Genomic DNA, 22941 nt, shown 5'->3' on the forward strand with positions numbered 1-22941 from the left:
GGACGCCGCCCGCCGCCTTGCCCGGCCGCGCCCGGTGGGTTAGCACGCCGGGAACCTGAAAGAGAACCATGACCAAGCCCGACAAGCCCCATCGCTTGAACGCCCGCCTGCCGCGCGGCTTCGCCGACCGCGGCCCGGCCGAGATTGCCGCCACTCGCGACATGCTGGAGACCATCCGGCGCGTCTATGAGCGCTACGGCTTCGAGGCGGTGGAGACCCCGGCGTTCGAATACACCGAGGCGCTCGGCAAGTTCCTGCCCGACCAGGACCGCCCCAACGAGGGCGTGTTCTCGCTGAAGGACGACGACGAGCAGTGGCTGAGCCTGCGCTATGATTTGACCGCGCCGCTGGCGCGCTTTGTCGCGGAGAATTTCGACCGGCTGCCGAAGCCCTACCGCAGCTATCGCACCGGCTGGGTATTCCGCAACGAAAAGCCGGGGCCGGGGCGGTTCCGCCAGTTCATGCAGTTCGACGCCGACACGGTGGGGGCCGGCTCCGTCGCCGCCGACGCCGAGATCTGCATGATGGCCGCCGACACCCTGGAGGCGCTGGGCATCGCGCGCGGCGACTACGTCATCAAGGTCAACAACCGCAAGGTTCTCGACGGGGTGATGGAGGCGATCGGCCTCTCGGGCAATGAGAATGCCGGGCGGCGGCTGACGGTGCTGCGGGCGTTAGACAAATATGATCGGCTTGAAGAAGCCGGCGTCCGAGCGCTGTTGGGTGAAGGTCGAAAAGACGATAGCGGGGACTATACTAAAGGCGCCAACCTTTCGAAAAACCAAATTGACCTTCTTGTTCGCTTGCTTCAGTTTAAGGAAATATATGATAAAATACAGACGGGCAATTATGAAGACGTAGACACTCATTTCCCCAATCCTCTAACTACCCCCCCTTCGACATGGGACCCCGACGCGTATGTTGGCGACGCAGAAAGAATGCGAGCCAAGGCGCTGGAGGTTCAAAAGGTAAACCCAGATAATAAGACCTATCCATATAGTTTTGGGATAGATATTTTGGGAGAGCTGTCGCTGCTCTTTCCCCTCAATGACACACTAGCTGCCGGCATCCGCGAACTTGCAGATATGGAGGTTTGTTTCCAGCAAACCAGCTTCGCGGACATAGAAGGCGCAGACACCTCAGAAGCCTGCCCTTTGCGAATTATGATCGATCCGTCCGTCGTCCGTGGGCTGGAATACTACACCGGCCCGGTGTTCGAGGCCGAACTGACCTTCGAGATCGCCGGCGATGACGGCAGGCCGGTGCGGTTCGGCTCGGTCGGCGGCGGCGGGCGCTATGACGGCCTCGTCTCGCGCTTTCGCGGCGAGAAGGTGCCGGCCACCGGCTTCTCGATCGGCGTGTCTCGCCTTGCCGCAGCCTTGCAGAAGCTCGGCAAGCTGGCCGCCGCCGAGCCGCCCGGCCCGGTGGTGGTGGTGCCGCGCACCAAAGAACTCGCCCCGCACTGCATGCGCCTGGTCCAGCAGCTCCGCGAGGACGCCTCGCTGCGCGCGCTGCCCGGCTTCGCCGCGGAAATGTATCTCGGCACCGGCTCGTTCAAGGGCGGCCTGCGCTACGCCGACAAGCGGCGCTGCGTGGTCGCCATCATGATCGGCGAGAGCGAGGCCGAGGCCGGCAAGGCCGTGGTGAAAGACCTGATCGAGGGCGCCGAGCAGGCCAAAGCGATCGAGACCAACGCCGAATACCGCGCCCAGCGCCTCGCCCAGTTCGAGGTGGCGGAGGCCGAATTGGCCGGCGCCATCCGCGACATCCTCGTCCGGCACCACACGCCCTGAACGCCGGACATTGGTGCGCAAGAGCCTCAACAGGTCGTCCCGGACAAGCGGCTTCAGCCGCGCGATCCGGGACCCATGATCCGCGAGGTTGCCCGATCTCCGCAGCGGCTCTCGCAGCGGCCAACCGCCCACGTCGCGGATCATGGATCCTTGGGTCTCGGCTGGATGCTGCGCATCCCGCCTCGCCCAAGGATGACGAACGTCGAGGCTGAAGCCACGGACGGCGCGCGATCTCTCACGCCGCCTGCGGCACCGCCTTGATGCGGTGGAGGTCGCCATCGCGCACCAGCCGGACGCCGCGGCTATGGAACTCGGCCAGCGTCGAGCGGTGGCCGATCGACACCACGGTGATGCCGGGCAGCCGCTCCATCAACAGGCGGTAGAGCGCCGCCTCCGATTCCTCGTCGAGCGAGGCAGTGGCCTCATCCAGAAACAGCCATTCCGGCGCGTGCAGCAGCGCGCGGGCGAAGGCAACCCGCTGCTGCTCGCCGCCCGACAGCCGCTGGCCCCACAGCGCCACCTCGTCCAGCCGCTCGGCCAGCGCCGGCAAGCCGACCGCGCGCAGCGTGCCGGTAATGTCGGCGTCGGTGAAGGTGCCCGGCGCCGCCGGGAACGACACCGCGCCGCGCAAGGTGTCGACCGGCAAATACGGCCGTTGCGGCAGCAGCATCACGTTGGCGCCCTGCGGCACCCGCACCACGCCGTCGCCGAACGGCCAGATGCCGCCGACGGCGCGGAACAGCGTCGACTTGCCCGAGCCCGACGGCCCGGTGACCAGCACCCGCTCGCCAGCGGCCACCGCGAAATCCTCGACCGTGAGCAGAGGCCGGCCGCCGGGGAGCGCGAGCGTGAGGCCGTGCGCGGTTACCGCGCTGCCCAAGCCGCGCTCGACCGCCACCATCGGCGGCGTCACCGGCACTTTCCGCGCGGCGCGGGCGGTGGCCTCGAAGCCGGCAAGACGCTCCACCACGGCGCGCCATTCAGCAAACTGGGTATAGGCCGAGATGAAGAACGCCAGCGAGTTCTCGACCCGCGCGAAGGCGGAGGCGGTCTGCATCAGGCCACCGAGCTGGAACGCGCCGGCGAAATAGGCCGGGCTCGCCACGATGAACGGAAAAATCGTCGACACCTGCGAATAGCCGGCGGTGAAGAAGGTCAGGCGCTTCTGGCGGTTCATGATCGCCCACCAGTTGCCCATCACATTGGCGAAGCGGTCCATCAGCCGGGCACGCTCGGCGGCCTCGCCCTCGAGCAGCGCGATCTGCTCGGCGTTCTCACGCACCCGCACCAGCGAGACGCGGAAATCGGCCTCATAGCGCTGCTGGTCGAAATTGAGCCGGACCAAGGCGCGGCCGATCAAATGGGTCAGCACGGTGCCGACCGCGGCGTAGATCAGCGCCGCAAGCACGAGATAGCCGGGAATGTCGAAGGTGGTGCCGCCGATCATCAGCGGCGCCTGGGCTGACAACCCCCACAGGATGCCGACGAACGAGACCAGCGTGACCACGGCGCTGAGCAGGCCGATGCCGAGCGACAGTGTCTTGCCGACGAACAGCTGGATGTCCTCGGAGATGCGCTGGTCCGGATTGTCGGCGTATTCGCCGAGCAGCTGCATGCGGTAGTGGTTGGCGTCCGACAGCCACTCGCGAAGCAGGCGCTCGGTCATCCAGCGCCGCCAGCGGATTTGCAGCCACTGGTTCAGGTAGACTTGGTAGACCGCCAGCAGGATGAAGGCCGCCGCCAGCATGCAGAAGAAGCCGAGCTCGGCGACGAAACTGTCCCAGTTGCGGTTCTGCAGGGCGTCGTAGAACCGCGCGTTCCAGGTGTTGATCGCCACCGTGATCGCCACGATCGCCAGCTCGATGCCGACCACCGCCGCCAGCAGCCCGCGGCCCGCCCATTTCTCGCGCACGCGAAGGCGGCCGAGCCGGCCGAAGGAAATCTCGCCGGCATCATCGGCGGCAAAGTAAGGGGCGGCCAGCCGCCAGGTCGCGGCCAGGGTTTCAGACACGGTGGACACGCAGCGGTCTCCTCAGGCGAACGAAGGTCGGCGAGCGGGGCGACCGCACAGCCAGCGGTCGCATTCGCGGCGCGACTAGACCGCAATGCCGGCATTGATGGGGCGCAGCGGCGGCAGCGCTCGAAACGTAGCGCCGATCGAGCGGATTTCGCATCACCTCAGCGCGAGCGCCTTGGCGCAGCTCCGGCCTGATCGGCCGGATGCCGCACTCCAGAGATCAGATCACCCAAACGAAAAGAGGAGGCCAAGGCCCCCTCTTCCGCAGTCCGATGATGATGAATGGACAGACGTCCATGCCGCACTCGAAGTCAGCTGTTGCCGACTTCGGAACCCAGGTGATGGGGCGGCATTCAGGTCTTCTGATCCGAGGATCAGACGTCCATGCCGCACTCGAAGTCGGCTGTTGCCGACTTCGGAACCCAGGTGATGTGGCGGCATTCAGGCCTTCTGATCCGAAGATCAGAAGGCCATGCCGCACCCGAAGTCGGCTGTTGCCGACTTCGGAACCCAGGTGATGGGCGGCATTCAGGTCTTCTGATCTGAAGATCAGAAGTCCATGCCGCCCATGCCACCGCCCGGCATCGCGGGGGCGGCTTCCTTCTTCGGCAGTTCGGCAACCATCGCCTCGGTGGTGATGAGGAGGCCCGACACCGAGGCGGCATCCTGCAGCGCGGTCCGCACCACCTTGGCCGGATCGACGATGCCGGCTTCCAGCATGTCGACATAGGCCTCGTTCTGAGCGTCGAAGCCCTGGGTCGGCGAGGTCGACTCGAGCAGCTTGCCGACGACGATCGAGCCCTCGACACCGGAGTTCTCGACGATCTGACGGATCGGCGCCTCAAGGGCACGGATCACGATATTGATGCCGGCCTGGACGTCGGGGTTGGCGTTCTTCAGGCCGAGGATGGCCTGCTTGGCCCGCAGCAGGGCGACACCGCCGCCCGGGACGATGCCCTCTTCCACCGCAGCGCGGGTGGCGTTGAGGGCGTCCTCGACGCGGTCCTTCTTTTCCTTGACCTCGATCTCGGTGGCACCGCCGACGCGGATCACCGCGACGCCGCCGGCGAGCTTGGCCAGGCGCTCCTGGAGCTTCTCGCGGTCGTAGTCCGAGGAGGTCTCCTCGATCTGCGCCTTGATCTGCGCCACGCGGGCCTCGATGTCGGCCTTCTGGCCGGCGCCGTCGACGATCGTGGTCTTCTCCTTCTCGATGATGACCTTCTTGGCGCGGCCGAGCATCTGAAGGTTGACGTTCTCGAGCTTGATGCCGAGGTCTTCGGACACCACCTGACCGCCGGTGAGGATGGCGATGTCCTCGAGCATGGCCTTGCGGCGGTCACCGAAGCCCGGCGCCTTGACGGCCGCGACCTTGAGGCCGCCGCGGAGCTTGTTGACCACCAGGGTGGCGAGCGCCTCGCCCTCGACGTCCTCGGCGACGATCAGCAGCGGGCGCGAGGACTGCACCACGGCTTCGAGCACCGGCAGCATGGCCTGCAGGCCCGACAGCTTCTTCTCGAACACCAGGATGAAGACGTCCTCGAGCTCGGCGACCATCTTCTCGGCGTTGGTCACGAAGTACGGCGAGATATAGCCGCGATCGAACTGCATGCCCTCGACGATCTCGACGTCGGTGTCGAGGCTCTTGGCCTCCTCGACGGTGATGACGCCCTCGTTGCCGACCTTCTGCATGGCGTTGGCGATCATCTCGCCGATCTGCTTGTCGCCGTTGGCAGAGATGGTGCCGACCTGAGCGACTTCCTCGGACGACTTCACCTTCTTGGCGCGCTTGGCGATATCGTCGATGGCGGCCGCCACGGCGATGTCGACGCCGCGCTTCAGATCCATCGGGTTCATGCCGGCGGCGACCGACTTGGCGCCTTCCTTCACGATGGCCTGGGCCAGCACGGTCGCGGTGGTGGTGCCGTCACCCGCGGTATCGTTGGTCTTGGAGGCCACCTCGCGCACCATCTGCGCGCCCATGTTCTCGAACTTGTCCTCGAGCTCGATCTCCTTGGCGACGGTGACGCCGTCCTTGGTGATCCGAGGCGCGCCGAACGACTTGTCGATCACGACGTTGCGGCCCTTGGGGCCGAGCGTGACCTTCACGGCGTTGGCGAGAATGTCGACACCGCGCAGCAGCTTCTCGCGCGCATCGCCCGAAAACCGGACTTCCTTAGCAGCCATTTCAGAATGTTCCTTGACAGTTCAGCGCCTTGGCCCCGGCGGCGGGGCGGCGGCTCAAATTTCAAACGGGGAGCGGCCGCAGGGCTGCGGCCGCAAGGGCATCAGCCGACGATGCCGAGAATGTCGGATTCCTTCATGATCAGGAGATCCTGGCCGTCGATCTTGACCTCGGTGCCCGACCACTTGCCGAACAGCACCTTGTCGCCTGCCTTGACGTCGAGCGGGATCAGCTTGCCGGCCTCGTCGCGCGCGCCCGGCCCGACCGCGACCACTTCGCCCTGCTGGGGCTTTTCCTGGGCGGTGTCGGGGATGATGATGCCGCCGGCGGTCTTCTGCTCGGCGTCGATGCGCTTGACGACGACGCGATCGTGCAGCGGACGAAATGTGCTCGCCATGGAAAGCTTCCTTAATGATATGGGCCTTCGCTGCCGAACCGACGTCACGCGACCTTGGGTCGGCAGCGGTGAAACGGATGAGGCACCTCGCCGAAGCGGTGGGCGCCCTCGCGCAGCCCTTGTTAGCACTCTAATTGAGTGAGTGCCAGCGGGCTGCAAGGCGCAGATAGTCAGCGCCCCCGGCCAAGTCAAGGTCACGAACCCGAAACTCCACCGCCGCACCGGCGATCTCAGTCGAGGCCATAGCGCCGCTTCAGATCGTCGATGCGGTCGCGCTCGGCGGCGAGCAGGCAGCCGGTGCGCTCCTCGAAGATGCTGGCGTTGGGACCGCGCTCGAGAACGACCAGTTGGCCGCATTCGAGGTTGCGCGCCGCTTTCCAGGCGAGGTGAACCTCCGCCAGCACCTGGCTCCAGCGGGCGCGGTGCCCGGCCGAAAGATCGTCGCGGGCGGCGATGGCAGCCTGGGCGGCGATCACCGTGCCCTCCAGCGTCCGGCGCGAGAGCTGCAGCGTGGCGGCGAGGCAGCGGCCGAACACCGCGGGCGACAGCGAGGACTCGCAGCCGCCGAGCGGCCGCTCGCGGGTCGGCAGCACCACCTCGAAGCGCGGCTTCTGCACCACGCCGGCGGGATCGTCGAGATTGTAGTGCGGGATGAATCCGGGGGCGATCTGGCGCACCGCCGGCGCGGCGCCCTGCCCGTCGGGCCCGTCCTCGGCCGCCGCTCCGCCGCCGGCAACGACGAGCGCGAGCACGGTCGCTCCGGCCCACCGCCGGCGGGCAACGCGACCGGCGTGGCTCCAGCGCAGGCGCGGGCTCACTCGGCCGCCACCCCGGTCGGCTCGAACGACACCAACGCCATCAGGTTGCTGGCGAGGTCGGCGGCGACGACGGGATCGGCGCGAAGCTGAGCCACCGAACGCGGCGGCGGCATGGCGCGGCCGCTCGCGGCCAATTCCTCAGCGTAAAGTGCAAGTGCCGTGCGGGCATTGGCGAGCGCGGCCTCGACGTCGTCGCCGGCCGAGAAGCAACCTGGCAGGTCCGGAAACCACACCCCGACCGCGGTTTCGGCTCCAGCGTCTTCGACGATGGCGAGGTAATGAGACATGACGCGCCCGCTCAGGTCAGCCAACCAGCCGCCTTGTAGATGGCACGAACCAGCCCGAGCCCCAAGTCCTTCACACCTTCTCGACAAAACTATCGACCACCTTCTTCTCGCCAGCCTTGTCGAACTGCACGGTGAGCTTGTTGCCGTCGAGGGCGATGATCTCGCCATAGCCGAACTTGACGTGGAACACCCGGTCGCCGCGCGAGAAGCTCGAACCACCGGTCGATTTGGCGATCAGCTCGCCCTCGATCACCTTGCCGCCGGACGCATGGCCGAACGCGCCGCGGCTTGATCCGCCGAAGCGGCCGCGCTCCAGCGCGCCGGCGCCGCCTTCGGCAAAGCCGCCGCCCTGTCCGCCGCCGGCCTTGGCGCGCTGCCAGCCCGGCGTGCCGTAGTTCGACGAGGCGAACGGGTCGGCCCGGTCGAACCGGCTGACCATGCCGCCGCCCCAGCCGGGCTTGCCCTTGCTCTCCTCGACCTCGACGTGGTCCTCGGGCAATTCGTCGACGAAGCGCGAGGGAATGGTCGACGACCACAGGCCATGGATGCGGCGGTTGGCGGAGAAATAGATCTTCGCCCGGCGCCGCGCCCGCGTCAGCCCGACATAGGCCAGCCGCCGCTCCTCCTCCAGGCCGGCGCGGCCGCTCTCGTCCAGCGCGCGCTGGTGCGGGAACAGCCCCTCCTCCCAGCCCGGCAGAAACACCGTCTCGAACTCCAGGCCCTTGGCCGAATGCAGCGTCATGATGCTGACGGCGTCGACCCCGTCCGAGCGGTCGGACTCCATCACCAGCGAAACATGCTCCAGGAACGCCGGCAGGTTGGCGTAGTCCTCCATCGAGCGCACCAGCTCCTTCAAGTTCTCCAGCCGGCCGGTGGCTTCCGCCGTGCGCTCCTGCTGCCACATGCCGGTGTAGCCGCTCTCGTCCAGGATGATCTCGGCCAGTTCGGTGTGGGGCTTGCCGTCGAGGTCGCCGCGCCAGCGCTCGAAGCACTGCAACAGCTCGCGGAGCGAGGTGCGCGCCTTCGGCTTCAGGGCGTCGGTCTCAACAATGTCGCGGGCGGCCTGCATCAGCGGAATGCCGGCCGCGCGGGCGTGGTCGTGCATCTGCTTGATCGAGGCCTCGCCGAGGCCGCGCTTGGGCACATTGACGATGCGCTCGAACGCGAGGTCGTCGGCCGGCTGCACCACGCAGCGGAAATAGGCCAAGGCATCGCGGATCTCGGCGCGTTCATAGAAGCGCGGGCCGCCGATGACGCGGTAGGGCAGGCCGAGGGTGATGAAGCGCTCTTCGAACTCGCGCATCTGGAACGAGGCGCGCACCAGGATGGCGGTGTCGTCGAGCTTGTGGCCGCGGCGCTGCAGGCTCTCGATCTCCTCGCCGACAGCGCGAGCCTCCTCCTCGGAGTCCCAGGTCGAGGTCACGGTCGGCTTCTCGCCCGGCTCGTCGTCGGTGAACAGCGTCTTGCCGAGTCGGCCCTCATTGTGGGCGATGAGGTGGGAGGCCGCCGCCAAGATGTGGCCGGTCGAGCGGTAGTTGCGCTCCAGCCGGATCACGGTCGCGCCGGGAAAATCGTGGTCGAAGCGCAGGATGTTGTCGACCTCGGCGCCGCGCCAGCCATAGATCGACTGGTCGTCGTCGCCGACGCAGCAGATGTTCTTGCCGCCCAGTGCGAGCAGCCGCAGCCACAGATACTGCGCGACGTTGGTGTCCTGATACTCGTCGACCAACAGGAAGCGGAAGCGGCGCTGATAGTCGGCCAGCACGTCGGGGTTAAGGCGGAACAGCCGGATCGGCTCCAGCAGCAGATCGCCGAAATCGGTGGCGTTCAGCGTCTTCAGCCGGTCCTGGAAGGCGGCGTACAGCGCCACGCCGCGGCCGCCCGCGAACACCGCGCCCTCGCCGGCCGGAACCTGGTCCGGCGTCAGGCCGCGGTTCTTCCAGCCATCGATCATGCCGGCCAGGGTGCGCGCCGGCCAGCGCTTGTCGTCGAGGTTCTCGGCCGACAGGATCTGCTTGATGAGCCGGATCTGGTCGTCGGTGTCGAGGATGGTGAAGTTGGGCTTCAACCCGACCAACTCGGCGTGGCGGCGCAAGATCTTGGTGCCGATGGCGTGGAAGGTGCCAAGCCAGGGCATGCCCTCCACCGCCTCCCCGACCATCGCGGAAATCCGCTCCTTCATTTCCCGCGCCGCCTTGTTGGTGAAGGTCACCGCCAGGATCTGCGAGGGGAAGGCGCGGCCGGAGGCCAAGATGTGGGCAATGCGGGTGGTGAGCACCCGCGTCTTGCCGGTGCCGGCGCCGGCCAGCACCAGCACCGCGCCGTCCAGCGCCTCGACCGCCTGGCGCTGCTCGGGATTGAGGCCGTCGAGGTAGCTGGGCCGCGGGCGGCCGGCAGCCACGGCGCGGGCGGCAAGCCCGCCGGGCCGCGGCGCCGGCGGGGCGGAACCAGGCGGCGTGTCGCGATGTTCGGTCAAATGCTCTCTCTCGGCCGCGACGGCGGCGCGGTGATTCTGTCTGATGCGAACAAAATGGCACCGTCACGGCACGATGGCGAGGGCTGGGGACAATACCGCCCCCGGCGACGCCAAAACCCACCCTCTCTCCCAAGCCCGCCAGGCTTCTTCCGGGCTCAAAGCCTGCGACCGGCCGGCGCGCGCTGCGAATTTTACGGTTTCCAGGCCAGCGCGACCAAATGAGAGAGGACCACGATCATGACAAACGCGCTGAACGTCCGCTTGAACGCCTCGGCGAACTGGTGGTTTTCCGTCTCGGTGATGCGGGAAACGTAATGCACCAATTCCCTCATCTGCATGTCTCCTACACAGCTCTCCGACCAAGCCAGCCGCGCCGGCCATTGCAGCCGCACCACGTTGGCGGCCAGGGCGGCGGGACCGCCCCACCAATCCGCCGGGAGGGCGGGAGTTCCGCAATCTGATCCGGCGGCGGCACCGCCGCCGGGACGGTCAGGGCAATCGGGTGAAAAATCACGCTGCCAGGAGACTTGCGAGGAAGTCGTCGTCCCAGGCGGCGACTTTTCGCTTGAGGCGGAGAGAATCCTTGCCCGGGGCCTTGCGGATGAGATTGAGGGCCATGTGCTTGAGGGTGGTGAAATTGGCGGGGGCGTGATCGGTGCGGACGCGGCAGTCGTCATCGCGGAACACCATGTCCATGATCCAATGCAGGCTGTTCTCCACCGCCCAATGGCTGCGGATGACGGGTCCGAGCTGGTCGGCCGGGGACGCCAGCGAGGCGATGTAGAAGCGGGTCTCCTGCTCGCACTTGGCGCCGATCTCGCGCATGCTTTCGACCATGACGACACTGGTCAGGCCGGGCCAATCGTGACGGTCTCGGAGCCAAGCCACGTCGTGCATCACCGTGGTGGTGCGGGTCTCGATGCGGCCGTGATCGCCATCGACGCTGTGATGGCGGCTGATCGCTGTGTCCTTGAAACCATTGGCTTTCTGCTCGGCGGCGAACAGCTCGACGTCCTCTCGCAAGCTGCCCTGGTTGCCTTTCAGGGCCAGCACATAGTCGGCCTTCTGGGCGAGGATTTGCGCGGCGATGGCGCGCTGGCAGCCCATGGCGTCGATGGTGACGATGGCGCCCTCGATCGACAGCAGGGAGAGCAGTTGGGGGATGGCGACGATCTCGTTCGACTTGTCGGCCACCTTGACCTGGCCGAGCACCAGGCGCTGGCGCGCCGCGAAGGCGGACACCATGTGGACCGCCGCCTTGGCGTCCCTCTTAGCCGAGCGGCGCAGCGTCTTGCCGTCGATGGCGATCACGTCTGCGGGCGCCCCGGTCACCGCCGCCACCCAGGCGACGAAGCAACGCTGGAACTGCGCAGCATCGAGGGTGGCGAGGATGTCGCCGAGGTGGTCGTGCGAGGGGGTGCCATGGAGAAACGTGCGGAACCGGCGCAGCAGGTCGAGCTTCGTCTCGCCGAACCTTGCGATGTCGACGAAGGTCTCGGCGCCGGCCAGCACCGCCAGCAGGCACAGCAGCAGCACCTCCTCCAGCGAGTACATCACCTTGCCGCGCTGGCGCGGGTCGGGCATGTCCTTGAAATAGTCCAGGAAAACAAGAGCTTCCCCAAGCGCGGCAAAGTCCGGTTCCGCTGGCTCCATCGCCCATCCTCCGCATCCGAATCGGAGGAACCGACAGATTCAGCACTTCAGGCCTTTGTCACCCCTTTCTTCACCCGATCGCCCTGCCGGGACGGTGGTTTGGCCTTGCTGGCAACGGCGAGGGGGTTTAGTCGGTGCCGATCCGGTCGCGGGATCGGAACGCGCCGGCTCCGGTCCGGCCGCGGTTTCGTCGCAACCCCGCGCCCCCTTTTTCGGACGCTCCAAGCTCATGCGCGAAGGCCTTCAGCCCGTCAGCCCCTCCACCATCGCCCGCCTGCTGGCCCGGGAGGGCGACGCCCGCCGCGTCGCCGACCTGATCGGCGAGAGCTTCGACGAGGCCGAAACTGCGGTCGCAGCGTTCGAACTGCCGGACGAAAGCGGCTGGACCGTCGAGATCTACTTCGCCAACCCGCCGATCGAGGCCGCCGTGCGCGACCTGGTGGCGCACGCCGCCGGCAACGAGGCCGCCGCGGCGCTGCAATTCGAGGCGCTGTCGCCGAAGGACTGGGTGGCGGCCTCGCTGGACGGGCTGAAGCCGGTGCGGGTCGGCCGCATCGTCGTCCACGGCGCCCACGATCGCGCCCGCGTTCCCGCCAACGCGCTCGGCATCGAGATCGAGGCGGCGTTGGCGTTCGGCACCGGCCACCATGGCACCACCCGCGGCTGCCTGACCGGGTTCGACGGGTGGTGGAAGGCGCGACCGGCCCGGCGCGCGAGCGTGGCCCGGCGCCGCGCCGCACTGGCGCTCGACGTCGGCACCGGCACAGGCGTGCTGGCGCTGGCGGCGGCGCGCACCGCACAGCAGCGCGTCATCGCCACCGACATCGACCACGACGCCGTGACCACCGCCCGCGCCAATGTGCGCTTCAACAAGGCGGGCGCGCTGGTGAAGGTGGTGCACGCCGGCGGGCTCGACCGCGCCGAGGTGATGGCCGGCGGCCCCTATCAACTGGTGTTCGCCAACATCCTGATGCGCCCCTTGATCGGCCTCGCGCCGGCAATCCGCCGCCAGCTCGCCCCCGGTGCCCGCGTCATCCTGTCCGGGCTTCTGCCGGCCCACGCCCGCGCGGTGGTGGCGGCCTATCGCGGCCAGGGCCTGCGCCTGCTGCGCCGCCGCACGCTGGAGGGCTGGGTGACGCTCGACATGGAACTGCCGGGAGGCCGGTAAGCCGGCTCACGCCGCCGGCGACATGGCAATGGCGCGGCCGGCACCCTCCGGCGGCTTCAACCGGCCGTGGGCGCGCTTCATCTGCGACACCCGGGTCAAAATATCCTCGGGGAACGGCGCCGCCTTCTTGCGCTCGAGATCGAAATGCAGCGCAATCTGCTCCGACGTTGCCGAAATCCAGCCGTCGGCGGCGTGGTAGAGCTCCTGGAACAGGTGCAGCCGCTTTAAATCGTAGCCGAGAAGTTGCACCGTGACGCGCACCGGATCATGCACCTTCAGCTCGCGCAAATAGCGGACGTGAACCTCCGCGCTCACGTAGGACGCGCCGCGATGACGAGCGTAATACGGGCCGAGACCGAGCAGCAACGCAACCTCGTCGACCGCACGGTCGAACAACACATTGTAGTAGGCCATGTTGAGGTGACCGTTGTAATCGATCCACTGAGGCTCCACAGTCATCACCGAGGAGACAAAGGGGGCGAAGAAAACGGGTTCGAAATCGAGACGGTCGAGCATCGGACGATCCTGAAGGCCGGCGTCTGAGGTTATAGTGTGCCATTATTTCCATTGAACGAAAGTGGCCATGCTCAGAATTCATCAAATTGTGCGCATTCGGGCCGATGTCAGCGGCGGGGTCGCCGATGATGCCAAGCCGGCTATCGATTTCCGAGCATTTTGGCCGGCACCAGCCGGCAACGGCCTGCGGTGACTGAAGGTCGCCAGCGGCCACGCGGCGCCCGCCGGTGACATTTCTTCCACCGGCTGAGCCGGTGGCCGGGACGGGCCGCCACGCGGCGCGTCCCCTGCCGCGATCCTGCGCAAGGATGCGCGGCGAAGCCAACAGCGAACCGCCGGCCCTCGGCGCCGGCGCCGACGTGACCGACCTCTGCAACGGGATGCAATCTTATGTCCGACACCCACAGCCGGCCCTCGCCCGAGGCGGTGGCGAGCGTCGTCGCCGCGCTGGCGCAACGGTTTGAATCGCGCTGCGTCACCTCGCAGGCGGTGCGCGACCAGCACGCCCATACCCTGACGTGGCTCAAGCCCGAGCCGCCGGACGCGGTGGTGTTTCCCCGCACCACCGCCGAGGTGCAGGAGATCGTGCGGCTGTGCGCCGCCCACCGCGTGCCGATGATCCCGTTCGGCACCGGCTCGTCGCTCGAGGGCCAGGTCAACGCGCCGTTCGGCGGCATCTCGATCGACACCCGCGAGATGAACCGCATTCTCACCGTGCACGCCGCAGACCTCGACGTGGTGCTGGAGCCCGGCGTCACCCGCACCACGCTCAACAGCCATTTGCGCGATGCCGGCCTGTTCTTCCCGATCGACCCCGGCTTCGACGCCTCGTTCGGCGGCATGGCGGCAACCCGCGCCTCCGGCACCAACGCGGTGCGCTACGGCACCATGAAGGACAACGTGCTGGCGCTGCAGGCGGTGCTGGCCAATGGCGAGGTGGTGACGACCGCCCGCCGCGCCAAGAAATCGTCGGCCGGCTACGACCTCACCCGGCTTCTGGTCGGCTCGGAGGGCACGCTCGGCGTCATCACCGAACTCACCATCAAGCTCGCCGGCATCCCGGACGCGATCTCGGCCGGCATCTGCCCGTTTCCCTCGGTCGAGGCGGCGTGCGAGGCCACCATCGCCACCATCCAGCACGGCATTCCGGTGGCGCGGATCGAGCTGCTCGACGAGGTCGCGGTGGCGGCCTCCAACCGCTACTCCAAGCTCGAACTGCCGGTGACGCCGATGCTGTTCCTGGAGTTTCACGGCACCGGCGCAGGGGTCGCCGAGCAGGCGCGGCTGTTTGGCGAGATCGCCGCCGATCTCGGCGGCGGCCCGTTCGACTGGGCGACCGAGCCCGAGCGCCGCTCGAAACTGTGGCAGGCGCGGCACGACGCGTTCTGGGCCGCGCTGGCGCTGCGCCCTGGCTGCGCCGGCCTGTCGGGCGATGTCTGCGTGCCGATCTCGCGCCTGGCCGACTGCGTCGCCGAGACCAAGCGCGACGTTGAGGCGTTCGGCCTCACGGTGTCGATGGTCGGCCACGTCGGCGACGGCAATTTCCACGCGCTGGTGGTGCTCGACAACGCCAATGCGGACGAGGTCGGACGCTGCAAGGCGTTCCTCGGCCGGCTGGTCGAGCGGGCGATCGCGATGGAAGGCACTTGCACCGGCGAGCATGGCGTCGGCCAGGGCAAGATGGGCTATATCGAGAGCGAACTTGGGCTCGGCGCACTCGACGCCATGCGGTCGGTCAAGCGCGCGCTCGATCCGCTGAACCTGATGAACCCGGGCAAGATCTTCCGCCTTTAGCGCAAAATGGCAAAAGCAGGGGCAATGCCCGCAAGACACGCGATGCCGCCGCCGGCAGCGACCTTTGGTTGAGGCCGCGGCGTCGCCGCTCGCTGCCGCACCGCGTTTCCCACATGGAAATCGGCCGGCGTCATACCGCCGGCCCGACGGCGGCCACCCTTGATATGATACCGTTTTCGCCGTCCTGAGTCCCATTCGCCGCGTCGCCATATCTTCGCCGCGGCCAGCGTTGATTCCTGTTAGGTCGGTCGGGGAGGTCCATGCAGACGACGCTGCTCGGTCTGGCTGTTGCGCTGATCGTTGCCATCATCAGCGCACTGGCCGCGCCGCTTTTCGTGGACTGGTCGGCGCATCGATACCTGTTCGAGGCGCGGCTCAGCGCCGTGCTCGGCGCGCCGGCCACCATCGCCGGCGGCATCGACGCGGCCATTCTGCCGACGCCGCAGTTCACCTTCCGTAACGTGACCGCAGTTCGAGGTGGCGTGCTGGTCACCGTGGCCGAAGCCCGCGGCAGCCTCGCCCTCGGCGCGCTGCTGCGCGGCGAGATCGAGGCCGACGAGGTGGTGCTGGTCGAGCCCAAGGTCGAGGTCGAACTCGACGCCAACGGCGCGCTCGCGCCCGCCAGCGCCGTTGCCGGGGACCTCGCGGTCGAGCAGTTGCAGGTCCAGGACGCCACCCTGACCATCCACCAGCGCCGCGCCGGCCGCACCCTCACCATCACCGGCATCGACGCCACCGGCCAGTTGCGCAGCCTCGCCGGCCCGTTCCGCCTTGAGGGGCGGACCGATGCCAACGGCACGCGCACTGCCTTCCGCCTGGCCTCCGGCGGCTGGACCGAGGCCGGGCTGCGGTTGCGACTGACGCTGCAGTCCGGGCGGCCCTCGATCGACGTCGACGGCGCGCTGCATGTCGAGGACGGCCAGCCCCGCTTCGACGGCCAGATCGTGGTCAGCCGCGCCGGTGATGACCTGCTCGGCCGGATGCTGGCCTCGGGCAAGGTGGCGGCGACGCTGGACGCGGTCCGGTTCGACACCATCACCCTCAGCACCGGCCCGGAGGAGCGGGCGCTGGAGCTGGAAGGCTCGGCCCGGCTCGACCTCGGCCGAAAGCCGCGGCTCGACGCCGTGCTGGGCGCCCGCCAGCTCGACCTCGACCGCGCGTTCGGCTCAGAAGCCGGCGTCACGGCGCCGCCGCTGACGGTGCTGGCCGGGCTTCTGGCCAATGCCGACCTCACCGAGGCCGCCGGCCTGCCGATCCGGCTCGGCCTGTCGGCGGACGCCGTCACCCTCGGCGGCGAGGCGGTGCGCGACGTGCGGCTCGACCTCGCCGGCGGCCGCGCCGCCTGGACGGTGGAGCATTTCGAGGCCCATCTGCCGGGACGGGCCAACCTGCGCGTCGCCGGCGACGGCGGCGCCCAGGCCGGGTTCCAGGGGCTGGTGGCGCTGGAGGCGGACGACCCCGGCCAGTTGATGCGCTGGCTCGACCGCAGCGGCGCCGCGCCCGGCGCCCGCAGTGAACCGCTGACGTTGCAGGCCAAGGTCGACCTTCATCCCGGCCGGTTCGAACTCGATGACGTCAAGCTGGCGGGCGCCGGCATGGAGATGGCGGGCCGGCTGAGCTGGACCCAGCTCGGCGGGCGCAGCCAACTGGCCGCCGACCTCACCGGCGCAAGGCTCGACCTCGACGCGCTGCAATCGCTGGCCCGCACCGCCGGCCTAACCGCCGCCACCGCGCTCGACGGCGACGTCCGGCTGAACCTTGCCTTCGAGGCCCTGCAGCACGCCGGCGTCTCCGCCCGCCGGGTCGAGGCCAGGTTGGGCTGGGATGCCGCCGCGGTGCGGATCGACCACCTCAAGGTCGCCGACTATGGCGGGCTGTCGGCCGAGGCCGAGGGCCAGATGAACCGCCGCGACGGCGGGCTGGAGGGCGCGGCCAAGCTGAGCCTCGCGCTCGACGGCACCGCCGGCCTCGACGCGCTGGCCGGCGGCGGGGCGTATCCGGCGGCGCTGCTGCACCGGCTTGCCGGCATCGCCGCCCCGGCGAAGCTCACCGCCGAGATCGCCACCGTCGATGGCCGTGCGCTCAAGGCCGATGCCCGCGGCAAGACCGCCGCCGGCCCGCTCGACCTCTCGGTGCTGGTGCCGCTCGACCAGCCCGCCGCTACCACCATCCGCGCCGAACTGACCACCAGCGCCGCCAAGCTGCTGCCGCTGATCGGGCTCGACGGCCACGCCGGCGACGGCCAGCTCAGCCTGGCCTGGAGCGGGCCGGCCGGTGCGCTCGAGGCGCGCTTCGCCGTTCCGACGCTTGAGGCAGAGGCGCGCGGCCGGCTCGGCCTCGATAGCGGCCGGCTCGACCCCGACCTTGCCGTCTCGGTCGCGAAGGCCGACCTCGCCGAGCTGGCGCCGGCGCTGGGCCGCACTCCGCTGCCGGTTTCGGCGGTGTTCCGGCTGGTGCGCCAGGACGAGACGCTGCGGGCGGAGGCGATCGAGGGGTCGGTCGCCGGCATCGCGGTGAGTGGCGCCTTGGCGGTGGACGCACCGGGGCCGGCGTCCAAGCTTAGCGGCGAACTCAACGTCGCCCGGCTCGACCTGCCGACGCTGGCGGCGGCGCTGGTCGGCCGCAGCACGCCGGCCGGCGGCACCCCGGCGAAGACGTGGTCGGCCGAGCCGTTCGGCAAGTCGGCGCTGCCAGCGCTTGAACTCGACCTCCGGCTGGCAACGCCGCACCTCGTGCTGTCCGACGCGGTGAGTGTCGCCGACGCCAGGCTGGCGCTCGCCCACGCCACGCCGCGCAGCGAGCTGGTGCTGACCGCCGGCATGCTCGCCGGCGGCACGGCACAAGGCCGGCTGGTGCTGACCAAGGCCCCGGGCGGCGTCGGCGCCGACCTCCACCTCGCGCTCGCCGATGCCGGCCTCGACCTGCTGCTGCCGGGCGCCGTGGCAAAGCCGACCGGCCGGCTGTGGCTTGAACTCGGCGCCTCCGGCACCGGCCGCGCGCCGGCCGAACTGGTTCGGACATTGGCCGGGCGCGGCACCGCACGGGTCGAGGCGCTGGCGTGGCCCGGCCTGGCGCCGGCGGCGCTCGGCGCTGCGGCCGACCTCGCTGCCCGCCCGCGGCTGCCGGGCGAGAGCGAGGTGCGCGGCACCGTCGCCACGGCGTTGGCTGGCGGCGCGCTCAACCTCGCCAAGGCCGAGACCACGCTCGCCGTGCTCGGCGGCCAGCTCCGCGCCGGCCCGAGCCGTGTGGACGGCACGGACGTCGCCGTGCGCGGCGTCGTCGCCATCGACCTCGCCGCGATGACGCTGCGCGGCGACATCGCGCTGGCGCCGCGCAGCGAGCTGCTGCCGGGATCGCCGGAGATCGGCGTGCATTGGACCGGGCCGGTGGCGGCGCCCGACCGCAGCCTCGACGTCGCCGCGGTGGTGACCGCCCTGACGCAGGCGGCGGCCGACCGCGCCGCCAAGGTCCGCGAGGAAAAAGCCCGCGAGGAAAAGGCCCGCGAAGAGCAGGCCATCGTCGGTGCCATCCCGCCCGAGCCGCCGGTGCGGACCCCGGCACTGGTGCCGCTGCCACCGCCCCGGCCGCAGGCGGCACCAGCGGCGGTGCCCGCCGCGGCCCCGGCCGACGCCACCGCCGAGACCAAAGCCGAAGCCAAACCCGAGGTGAAGCCCGAGCCGGCGGCGCCCCAGACCGCAGACGACACGACCGGCGAGATGCCCGCGACGGCCGTGCCGGTTCCGCCGGTCAGGCCGCAGGAGATGCCGGCGGCCAAACGCCCGGCCAAGCGCAGCTCGGCGCGATCGCAGCCGCCGACGCCGGACGAGGCGGCGACGCAGCCCGAGCCGTTCCTGATCGACCGGCTCAAGCGAACCCTGCACGAGGAACAGGGCAGACCAGCGGTGGAATAACAGACCGTCTGAAGCCCGGCCCGGTGCTATTATGTCCCGGCACGGCTACCGAATCTGCTTTGCTGGCCGCGCGAGGATTTGCACCGGGATCGGCTGAAATGTTGTTGACGCCCGTTATTCTTGCCGGCGGCTCCGGAACCCGGCTGTGGCCAGTGTCGCGCGACGGCATGCCCAAGCAATTCCTGCCGCTGATCGGCGCCCGCTCGACCTACCAGCAGGCGCTGGCGCGGGTGGCCGACCCTGCACTGTTCGCGCCGCCAGTGATCGTCACCAACGAGGCGTTCCGGTTCTTCGCGCTGCAACAGGCCGCGGAACTCGGGCTTGAGCCGGCGGTGGTGCTGGAGCCGGCGCGCCGCGATTCCGCGGCGGCGATCGCCGCCGGCGCCGCGGTGGCGGCAAAGCTCGATCCCGAGGCGGTGGTGCTGGCGATGGCTGCCGACCACGTCATCCTCGACGACGATGCCTTCCTCGCCGCGGTGAAGGCGGCGCACGCCGCCGCGGCCGCCGGGCACATCGTCACCTTCGGCATTCGCCCGACCGAGCCCAAGACCGCCTACGGCTACATCAAGCGCGGCGGCGCGCTGTCGGCGGACGGCGTGTTCCGCATCGCGGCGTTCGTCGAGAAGCCGGACGCCGCGACGGCGGCGCGCTACGTCGCCGAGGGCTATCTGTGGAACTCCGGCAATTTCGTGTTCCGCGCGGGCACCATGGCGCGCGAGCTGACCCGCTTCCAGCCCGAGCTTTCCGACGCGGTCGCCGCGGCCGTGGACCTCGCCGCAGCGGACGGCGCGTTCCTCCGGCTCGACGCCGAGGCGTTCGGCCGCGCGCCGCGCATCTCGATCGATTACGCCGTGATGGAGAAGACCGACGCCGCGGCGGTGGTGGAGAGCCAATTCCGCTGGTCGGACATCGGCTCATGGGACGCGGTGTTCGCGATCTCGCCCCACGATGAGGCCGGCAACGTCACCGTGGGCGAGACCGAACTGCTCGACGTCAAGGGCTGCCTGGTCCATGGCGGCCACGGCCTGACCGCACTGGTCGGGGTCGAGAATCTGGTGGTGGTGACGACGCCGAACGCGGTGCTGGTGGCCGACCGCGCCCACTGCGAGGACGTCAAGGCGCTGGTGAGCCAGCTCGAAGCCCACGGCCGGCGCGAAGCCTCGGAACATCGCCGCGGCTTCCGGCCGTGGGGCTACTACGACAGCGTCGACTGCGGCGAGCGTTTCCAGGTCAAGCGCATCGTGGTGCAACCCGGCCGCACGCTGTCGCTGCAACGCCACCTTCACCGCGCCGAACACTGGGTGGTGGTGCGCGGCACCGCCGAGGTGACGATCAACGACACCGTCGAGCTGATCCAGGAAAACCAGTCGATCTTCATCCCCTCGACCGCGCGCCACCGCCTCGCCAATCCCGGCAAGATCCCGCTGGAGATCATCGAGGTGCAGACCGGCAGCTATCTCGGCGAGGACGACATCACCCGCTTCGACGACGTCTATAACCGCACCTGATCGCCGGGCGGACGCGCCCGCCGAGGCAGCGGCACCGGTGACGGTCCCGGCGCCGCGTCCGGCTGCTCAGGCGGCAAGGTCGAGCGTCGCGCCGGCCAACGTCGTCGCCGATGAGACCTCGGGTGAAGAGGTCTCGGTTGAAGAGACGGCGTGCGTGGCGTCGTAGATCGCCTGCTCGGCCGCGGTCACTCGGCCATCGCCGTTGAGGTCGGCCGGATCGGTCGACTCGCTGCTGGCGCCGCCGGCCCCTCCGGCACCGCCACCGCTTCCGCTGCTGCCGGACGATGCGCCGGCCTGGCTGTTCTCGCCAGCGGCCGCGGCATAGCCGGCCAGCGCTTCGGCGACCTCGACGACATCGCTCGACTCTTCCTGGACGGTCAGCAACTCGCCGCGCGTTTCCGTCGACATGCTGGAGAACAGGGTCTGGAATTCGGTCGCCGACAGTTCGCCGTTGCTGTCACTGTCCGCGTTGGCAAACACCGAAGTGACGGTCGACTGATCGAGGTTCGAGCCTTCCGTGGCCTGCAGCATCTCGTCCAGGGAGACGCTGCCGCTCTGGTCGCCATCGACCTTGGCGAGAATCGACTGCAGGCTTTGTGTCGCGGAACTCGAGGAGACGGCTGAAATACTCATGAGGACACCCCGGAACTGCGCGGCCCCACACCAGGGTTCGCCCTCCGGGGACAATCCGGGCGGGCCTACCGCGAGAGTTCAGGCCTACAACCTGCGCCCGAAGTCTTGACAGCCGGTGAAAACGCGGGCGCAGTTTTGCTCGTACCGCGCGCATTTTCGACCATTGTGGCGGCCAGCAGCTCAGCCGCCGAGGCTGATGCGGGTGACGTGACCCATCTTGCGGCCGGCCCGCGCGCACCGCTTGCCGTAGAGATGGAGCGCGGCGCCGGGCTCGGCCATCAGTTCGCGCCACTGCTCGACCTCGGTGCCGATCAGGTTGGTCATCACCACGTTGCCAAGCCGGCGCGGCATCGCCAAGGGAAGGCCGCACACCGCACGGACGTGCTGCTCGAACTGCGAGACGGTGCAGCCGTCGAGCGTCCAGTGGCCGGAATTGTGCACCCTGGGCGCGATCTCGTTGACGACCAGCCGCGAGGTCGCCCCCGCCCGCAGCACGAACAGCTCGACCGCAAATACGCCGACGAAATCCAGCCCCTCGCCGATCTTGGCGGCGATGCGAAGCGCATCCTGCTGCACCGGCTCGGGCACGCCGGCCGGCACCGTCGAGGTGTGGAGAATGTGGTTGCGATGGACGTTCTCGGTGAGGTCGAAGGCGCGCACGGTGCCGTCCGCGCCGCGTGCGGCCACCACCGAGGCTTCGCGCTCGAACGGCACGAACGCTTCGAGAATGGCCGGCGCCTCGCCGATCGCCCGCCAAGCCTCGCCGAGGTCGCTGTCTTCCACGATCGCGACCTGACCCTTGCCGTCGTAGCCGAACCGGCGGGTCTTGAGGATCGCCGGGCGGCCGACGGCATGAACCGCCTCGACCAGATCGGCCAGCGAGTCGACCGGAGCGAACGCCGCGGTGACGAGGCCGAGCCCGGTGACGAACCGCTTCTCGCTCAGCCGGTCCTGGGTGATGGTGAGGGCCTTGCCGCCGGGCAGCACCGGCCGGCAGCTTTCCAGGAACGACACCGCGGTCGGCGGGATGTTCTCGAACTCGTAGGTGACGAGGTCGACGCTTTCGGCGAAGCGGGCAAGCTCGGCGACGTCGGTATAGGCGGCACAGGTGAAGCGCCGCACCACCTCGAACGCCGGGCTGTCGGGATCGTCGGAATAGACGTGGCAGGCAATGCCGAGCCGGGCGGCGGCGAGCGCCAGCATGCGGCCGAGCTGGCCGCCGCCGAGAATGCCGAGCGTGACGGCCGGCGAGACCGGGCCCGCCGCGTCGGGGTCTGTCAGGTCGCGCTTGATCATGCCGGGTTTTGCGGCCGTTCGGCCACCGCCGCGGTCTGCCGGCTGCGCCATGCCTCCAGCCGACCGGCGAGGTCGGGGTCGGACAGCGCCAGCACGGCGGCGGCAAGCAGCGCGGCGTTGACCGCGCCGGACCGGCCGATGGCGAGGGTGCCGACCGGAATGCCGGCGGGCATCTGAACGATGGAGTGCAGGCTGTCGACGCCGCGCAAGGCGTGGCTCTCGACCGGCACGCCGAACACCGGCAGCGGCGTCAGCGCCGCCGTCATGCCCGGCAGGTGGGCGGCACCGCCGGCACCGGCGATGATCACCTTGAAGCCGGCGGACTTGGCGCCCGTGGCGAAGGCGTAAAGCCGCTCGGGGGTGCGGTGAGCCGATACGATACGGGTGTCATGCGCAATCGCCAACGCATCGAGCGTCTCGGCGGTGTGGCGCATGGTATCCCAATCGGATTGGCTGCCCATGATGATGGCGACGGGCGGCACGGTCATGACG

The 22941-nt window shown here is 69.1% G+C and carries 17 protein-coding genes; 5 read left to right on the forward strand and 12 right to left on the reverse strand.

The features are described 5' to 3' along the window. Positions 1 to 68: 68 nt before the first annotated feature. On the forward strand, positions 69 to 1793 hold the full coding sequence (locus tag BVIR_RS13215; protein WP_055038078.1) for a histidine--tRNA ligase: 1725 nt from the start codon (positions 69 to 71) through the stop codon (positions 1791 to 1793). Between the two features lie 235 nt (positions 1794 to 2028). Here the strand turns inward: BVIR_RS13215 and BVIR_RS13220 are convergent, their stop codons facing one another. The 8 genes from BVIR_RS13220 to BVIR_RS13255 all read right to left on the reverse strand — a co-directional run bounded on the left by BVIR_RS13220 (position 2029) and on the right by BVIR_RS13255 (position 11623). Next, entirely contained in the window at positions 2029 to 3813 is a 1785-nt protein-coding gene (locus BVIR_RS13220) for an ABC transporter ATP-binding protein/permease (RefSeq protein WP_055038079.1), read from the reverse strand. Positions 3814 to 4359: 546 nt separating this feature from the next. After that, positions 4360 to 5994, reverse strand: coding sequence for a chaperonin GroEL (gene groL, locus BVIR_RS13225; protein WP_055038080.1), 1635 nt, complete (start codon positions 5992 to 5994; stop codon positions 4360 to 4362). A 101-nt stretch (positions 5995 to 6095) separates the two neighbouring features. Then, positions 6096 to 6389, reverse strand: coding sequence for a co-chaperone GroES (gene groES, locus BVIR_RS13230; RefSeq protein WP_055038081.1), 294 nt, complete (start codon positions 6387 to 6389; stop codon positions 6096 to 6098). Positions 6390 to 6619: 230 nt separating this feature from the next. Further along, the gene (locus tag BVIR_RS13235; RefSeq protein WP_169788612.1) at positions 6620 to 7141 is read right to left on the reverse strand and encodes a lysozyme inhibitor LprI family protein; all 522 of its coding nucleotides are present in this window, start codon (positions 7139 to 7141) and stop codon (positions 6620 to 6622) included. A 62-nt stretch (positions 7142 to 7203) separates the two neighbouring features. Next, positions 7204 to 7494, reverse strand: a complete 291-nt coding sequence (locus BVIR_RS13240) for a type II toxin-antitoxin system HicB family antitoxin (RefSeq protein ID WP_055038895.1) — start codon at positions 7492 to 7494, stop codon at positions 7204 to 7206. Positions 7495 to 7564: 70 nt separating this feature from the next. Beyond that, complete coding sequence (locus BVIR_RS13245; RefSeq protein ID WP_055038083.1) at positions 7565 to 9970, reverse strand: ATP-dependent helicase; 2406 nt, start codon at positions 9968 to 9970, stop codon at positions 7565 to 7567. Between the two features lie 191 nt (positions 9971 to 10161). Continuing rightward, a complete protein-coding gene (locus BVIR_RS16950; RefSeq protein ID WP_197604370.1) occupies positions 10162 to 10302 on the reverse strand; it encodes a hypothetical protein in 141 nt (46 codons plus the stop codon). Positions 10303 to 10480: 178 nt separating this feature from the next. Continuing rightward, positions 10481 to 11623 (reverse strand): ISAs1 family transposase, encoded by a 1143-nt coding sequence (locus BVIR_RS13255; protein WP_082416579.1) that lies wholly within the window; start codon positions 11621 to 11623, stop codon positions 10481 to 10483. Positions 11624 to 11852: 229 nt separating this feature from the next. Between BVIR_RS13255 and BVIR_RS13260 the strand changes: the two genes are divergently transcribed. Then, complete coding sequence (locus tag BVIR_RS13260) at positions 11853 to 12791, forward strand: 50S ribosomal protein L11 methyltransferase (protein WP_055038085.1); 939 nt, start codon at positions 11853 to 11855, stop codon at positions 12789 to 12791. A 6-nt stretch (positions 12792 to 12797) separates the two neighbouring features. Here BVIR_RS13260 and BVIR_RS13265 read toward each other — a convergent pair whose 3' ends face one another. Next, entirely contained in the window at positions 12798 to 13307 is a 510-nt protein-coding gene (locus tag BVIR_RS13265) for a thioesterase family protein (protein WP_055038086.1), read from the reverse strand. A 390-nt stretch (positions 13308 to 13697) separates the two neighbouring features. Between BVIR_RS13265 and BVIR_RS13270 the strand changes: the two genes are divergently transcribed. The 3 genes from BVIR_RS13270 (at position 13698) to BVIR_RS13280 (ending at position 20520) form a co-directional block, all read left to right on the forward strand. Further along, positions 13698 to 15101, forward strand: a complete 1404-nt coding sequence (locus tag BVIR_RS13270; protein ID WP_055038087.1) for an FAD-binding oxidoreductase — start codon at positions 13698 to 13700, stop codon at positions 15099 to 15101. A gap of 260 nt (positions 15102 to 15361) precedes the next feature. Continuing rightward, a complete protein-coding gene (locus tag BVIR_RS13275; protein WP_055038088.1) occupies positions 15362 to 19012 on the forward strand; it encodes a hypothetical protein in 3651 nt (1216 codons plus the stop codon). Positions 19013 to 19110: 98 nt separating this feature from the next. Next, positions 19111 to 20520: a mannose-1-phosphate guanylyltransferase/mannose-6-phosphate isomerase gene (locus BVIR_RS13280; protein ID WP_055038089.1), complete on the forward strand. Its 1410-nt coding sequence runs from the start codon at positions 19111 to 19113 to the stop codon at positions 20518 to 20520. A gap of 66 nt (positions 20521 to 20586) precedes the next feature. Here the strand turns inward: BVIR_RS13280 and BVIR_RS13285 are convergent, their stop codons facing one another. The 3 genes from BVIR_RS13285 to purE form a co-directional block, all read right to left on the reverse strand. Further along, a complete protein-coding gene (locus BVIR_RS13285; protein WP_145911959.1) occupies positions 20587 to 21207 on the reverse strand; it encodes an EF-hand domain-containing protein in 621 nt (206 codons plus the stop codon). 126 nt (positions 21208 to 21333) lie between these two features. Next, on the reverse strand, positions 21334 to 22449 hold the full coding sequence (locus tag BVIR_RS13290; protein ID WP_055038091.1) for a 5-(carboxyamino)imidazole ribonucleotide synthase: 1116 nt from the start codon (positions 22447 to 22449) through the stop codon (positions 21334 to 21336). Then, a complete protein-coding gene (gene purE, locus BVIR_RS13295) occupies positions 22446 to 22937 on the reverse strand; it encodes a 5-(carboxyamino)imidazole ribonucleotide mutase (protein WP_055038092.1) in 492 nt (163 codons plus the stop codon). Before purE ends, BVIR_RS13290 begins: the two co-directional genes overlap by 4 nt. Between the last annotated feature and the right edge of the window lie 4 nt (positions 22938 to 22941).

Source organism: Blastochloris viridis, from assembly GCF_001402875.1.
Taxonomy (GTDB): Bacteria; Pseudomonadota; Alphaproteobacteria; order Rhizobiales; family Xanthobacteraceae; genus Blastochloris; species Blastochloris viridis.

What these genes read in the sequence shown, in the direction of transcription:
- BVIR_RS13260 (WP_055038085.1), top strand. Translation starts at nt 11,853, where the DNA reads ATGCGCGAAGGCCTTCAGCCCGTCAGCCCCTCCACCATCGCCCGCCTG.
- groES (WP_055038081.1), bottom strand. Translation starts at nt 6,389, where the DNA reads ATGGCGAGCACATTTCGTCCGCTGCACGATCGCGTCGTCGTCAAGCGC.
- BVIR_RS13215 (WP_055038078.1), top strand. Translation starts at nt 69, where the DNA reads ATGACCAAGCCCGACAAGCCCCATCGCTTGAACGCCCGCCTGCCGCGC.
- BVIR_RS13290 (WP_055038091.1), bottom strand. Translation starts at nt 22,449, where the DNA reads ATGATCAAGCGCGACCTGACAGACCCCGACGCGGCGGGCCCGGTCTCG.
- purE (WP_055038092.1), bottom strand. Translation starts at nt 22,937, where the DNA reads ATGACCGTGCCGCCCGTCGCCATCATCATGGGCAGCCAATCCGATTGG.
- BVIR_RS13275 (WP_055038088.1), top strand. Translation starts at nt 15,362, where the DNA reads ATGCAGACGACGCTGCTCGGTCTGGCTGTTGCGCTGATCGTTGCCATC.
- BVIR_RS13280 (WP_055038089.1), top strand. Translation starts at nt 19,111, where the DNA reads ATGTTGTTGACGCCCGTTATTCTTGCCGGCGGCTCCGGAACCCGGCTG.
- BVIR_RS13270 (WP_055038087.1), top strand. Translation starts at nt 13,698, where the DNA reads ATGTCCGACACCCACAGCCGGCCCTCGCCCGAGGCGGTGGCGAGCGTC.
- BVIR_RS13240 (WP_055038895.1), bottom strand. Translation starts at nt 7,494, where the DNA reads ATGTCTCATTACCTCGCCATCGTCGAAGACGCTGGAGCCGAAACCGCG.
- groL (WP_055038080.1), bottom strand. Translation starts at nt 5,994, where the DNA reads ATGGCTGCTAAGGAAGTCCGGTTTTCGGGCGATGCGCGCGAGAAGCTG.
- BVIR_RS13255 (WP_082416579.1), bottom strand. Translation starts at nt 11,623, where the DNA reads ATGGAGCCAGCGGAACCGGACTTTGCCGCGCTTGGGGAAGCTCTTGTT.
- BVIR_RS13265 (WP_055038086.1), bottom strand. Translation starts at nt 13,307, where the DNA reads ATGCTCGACCGTCTCGATTTCGAACCCGTTTTCTTCGCCCCCTTTGTC.
- BVIR_RS16950 (WP_197604370.1), bottom strand. Translation starts at nt 10,302, where the DNA reads ATGAGGGAATTGGTGCATTACGTTTCCCGCATCACCGAGACGGAAAAC.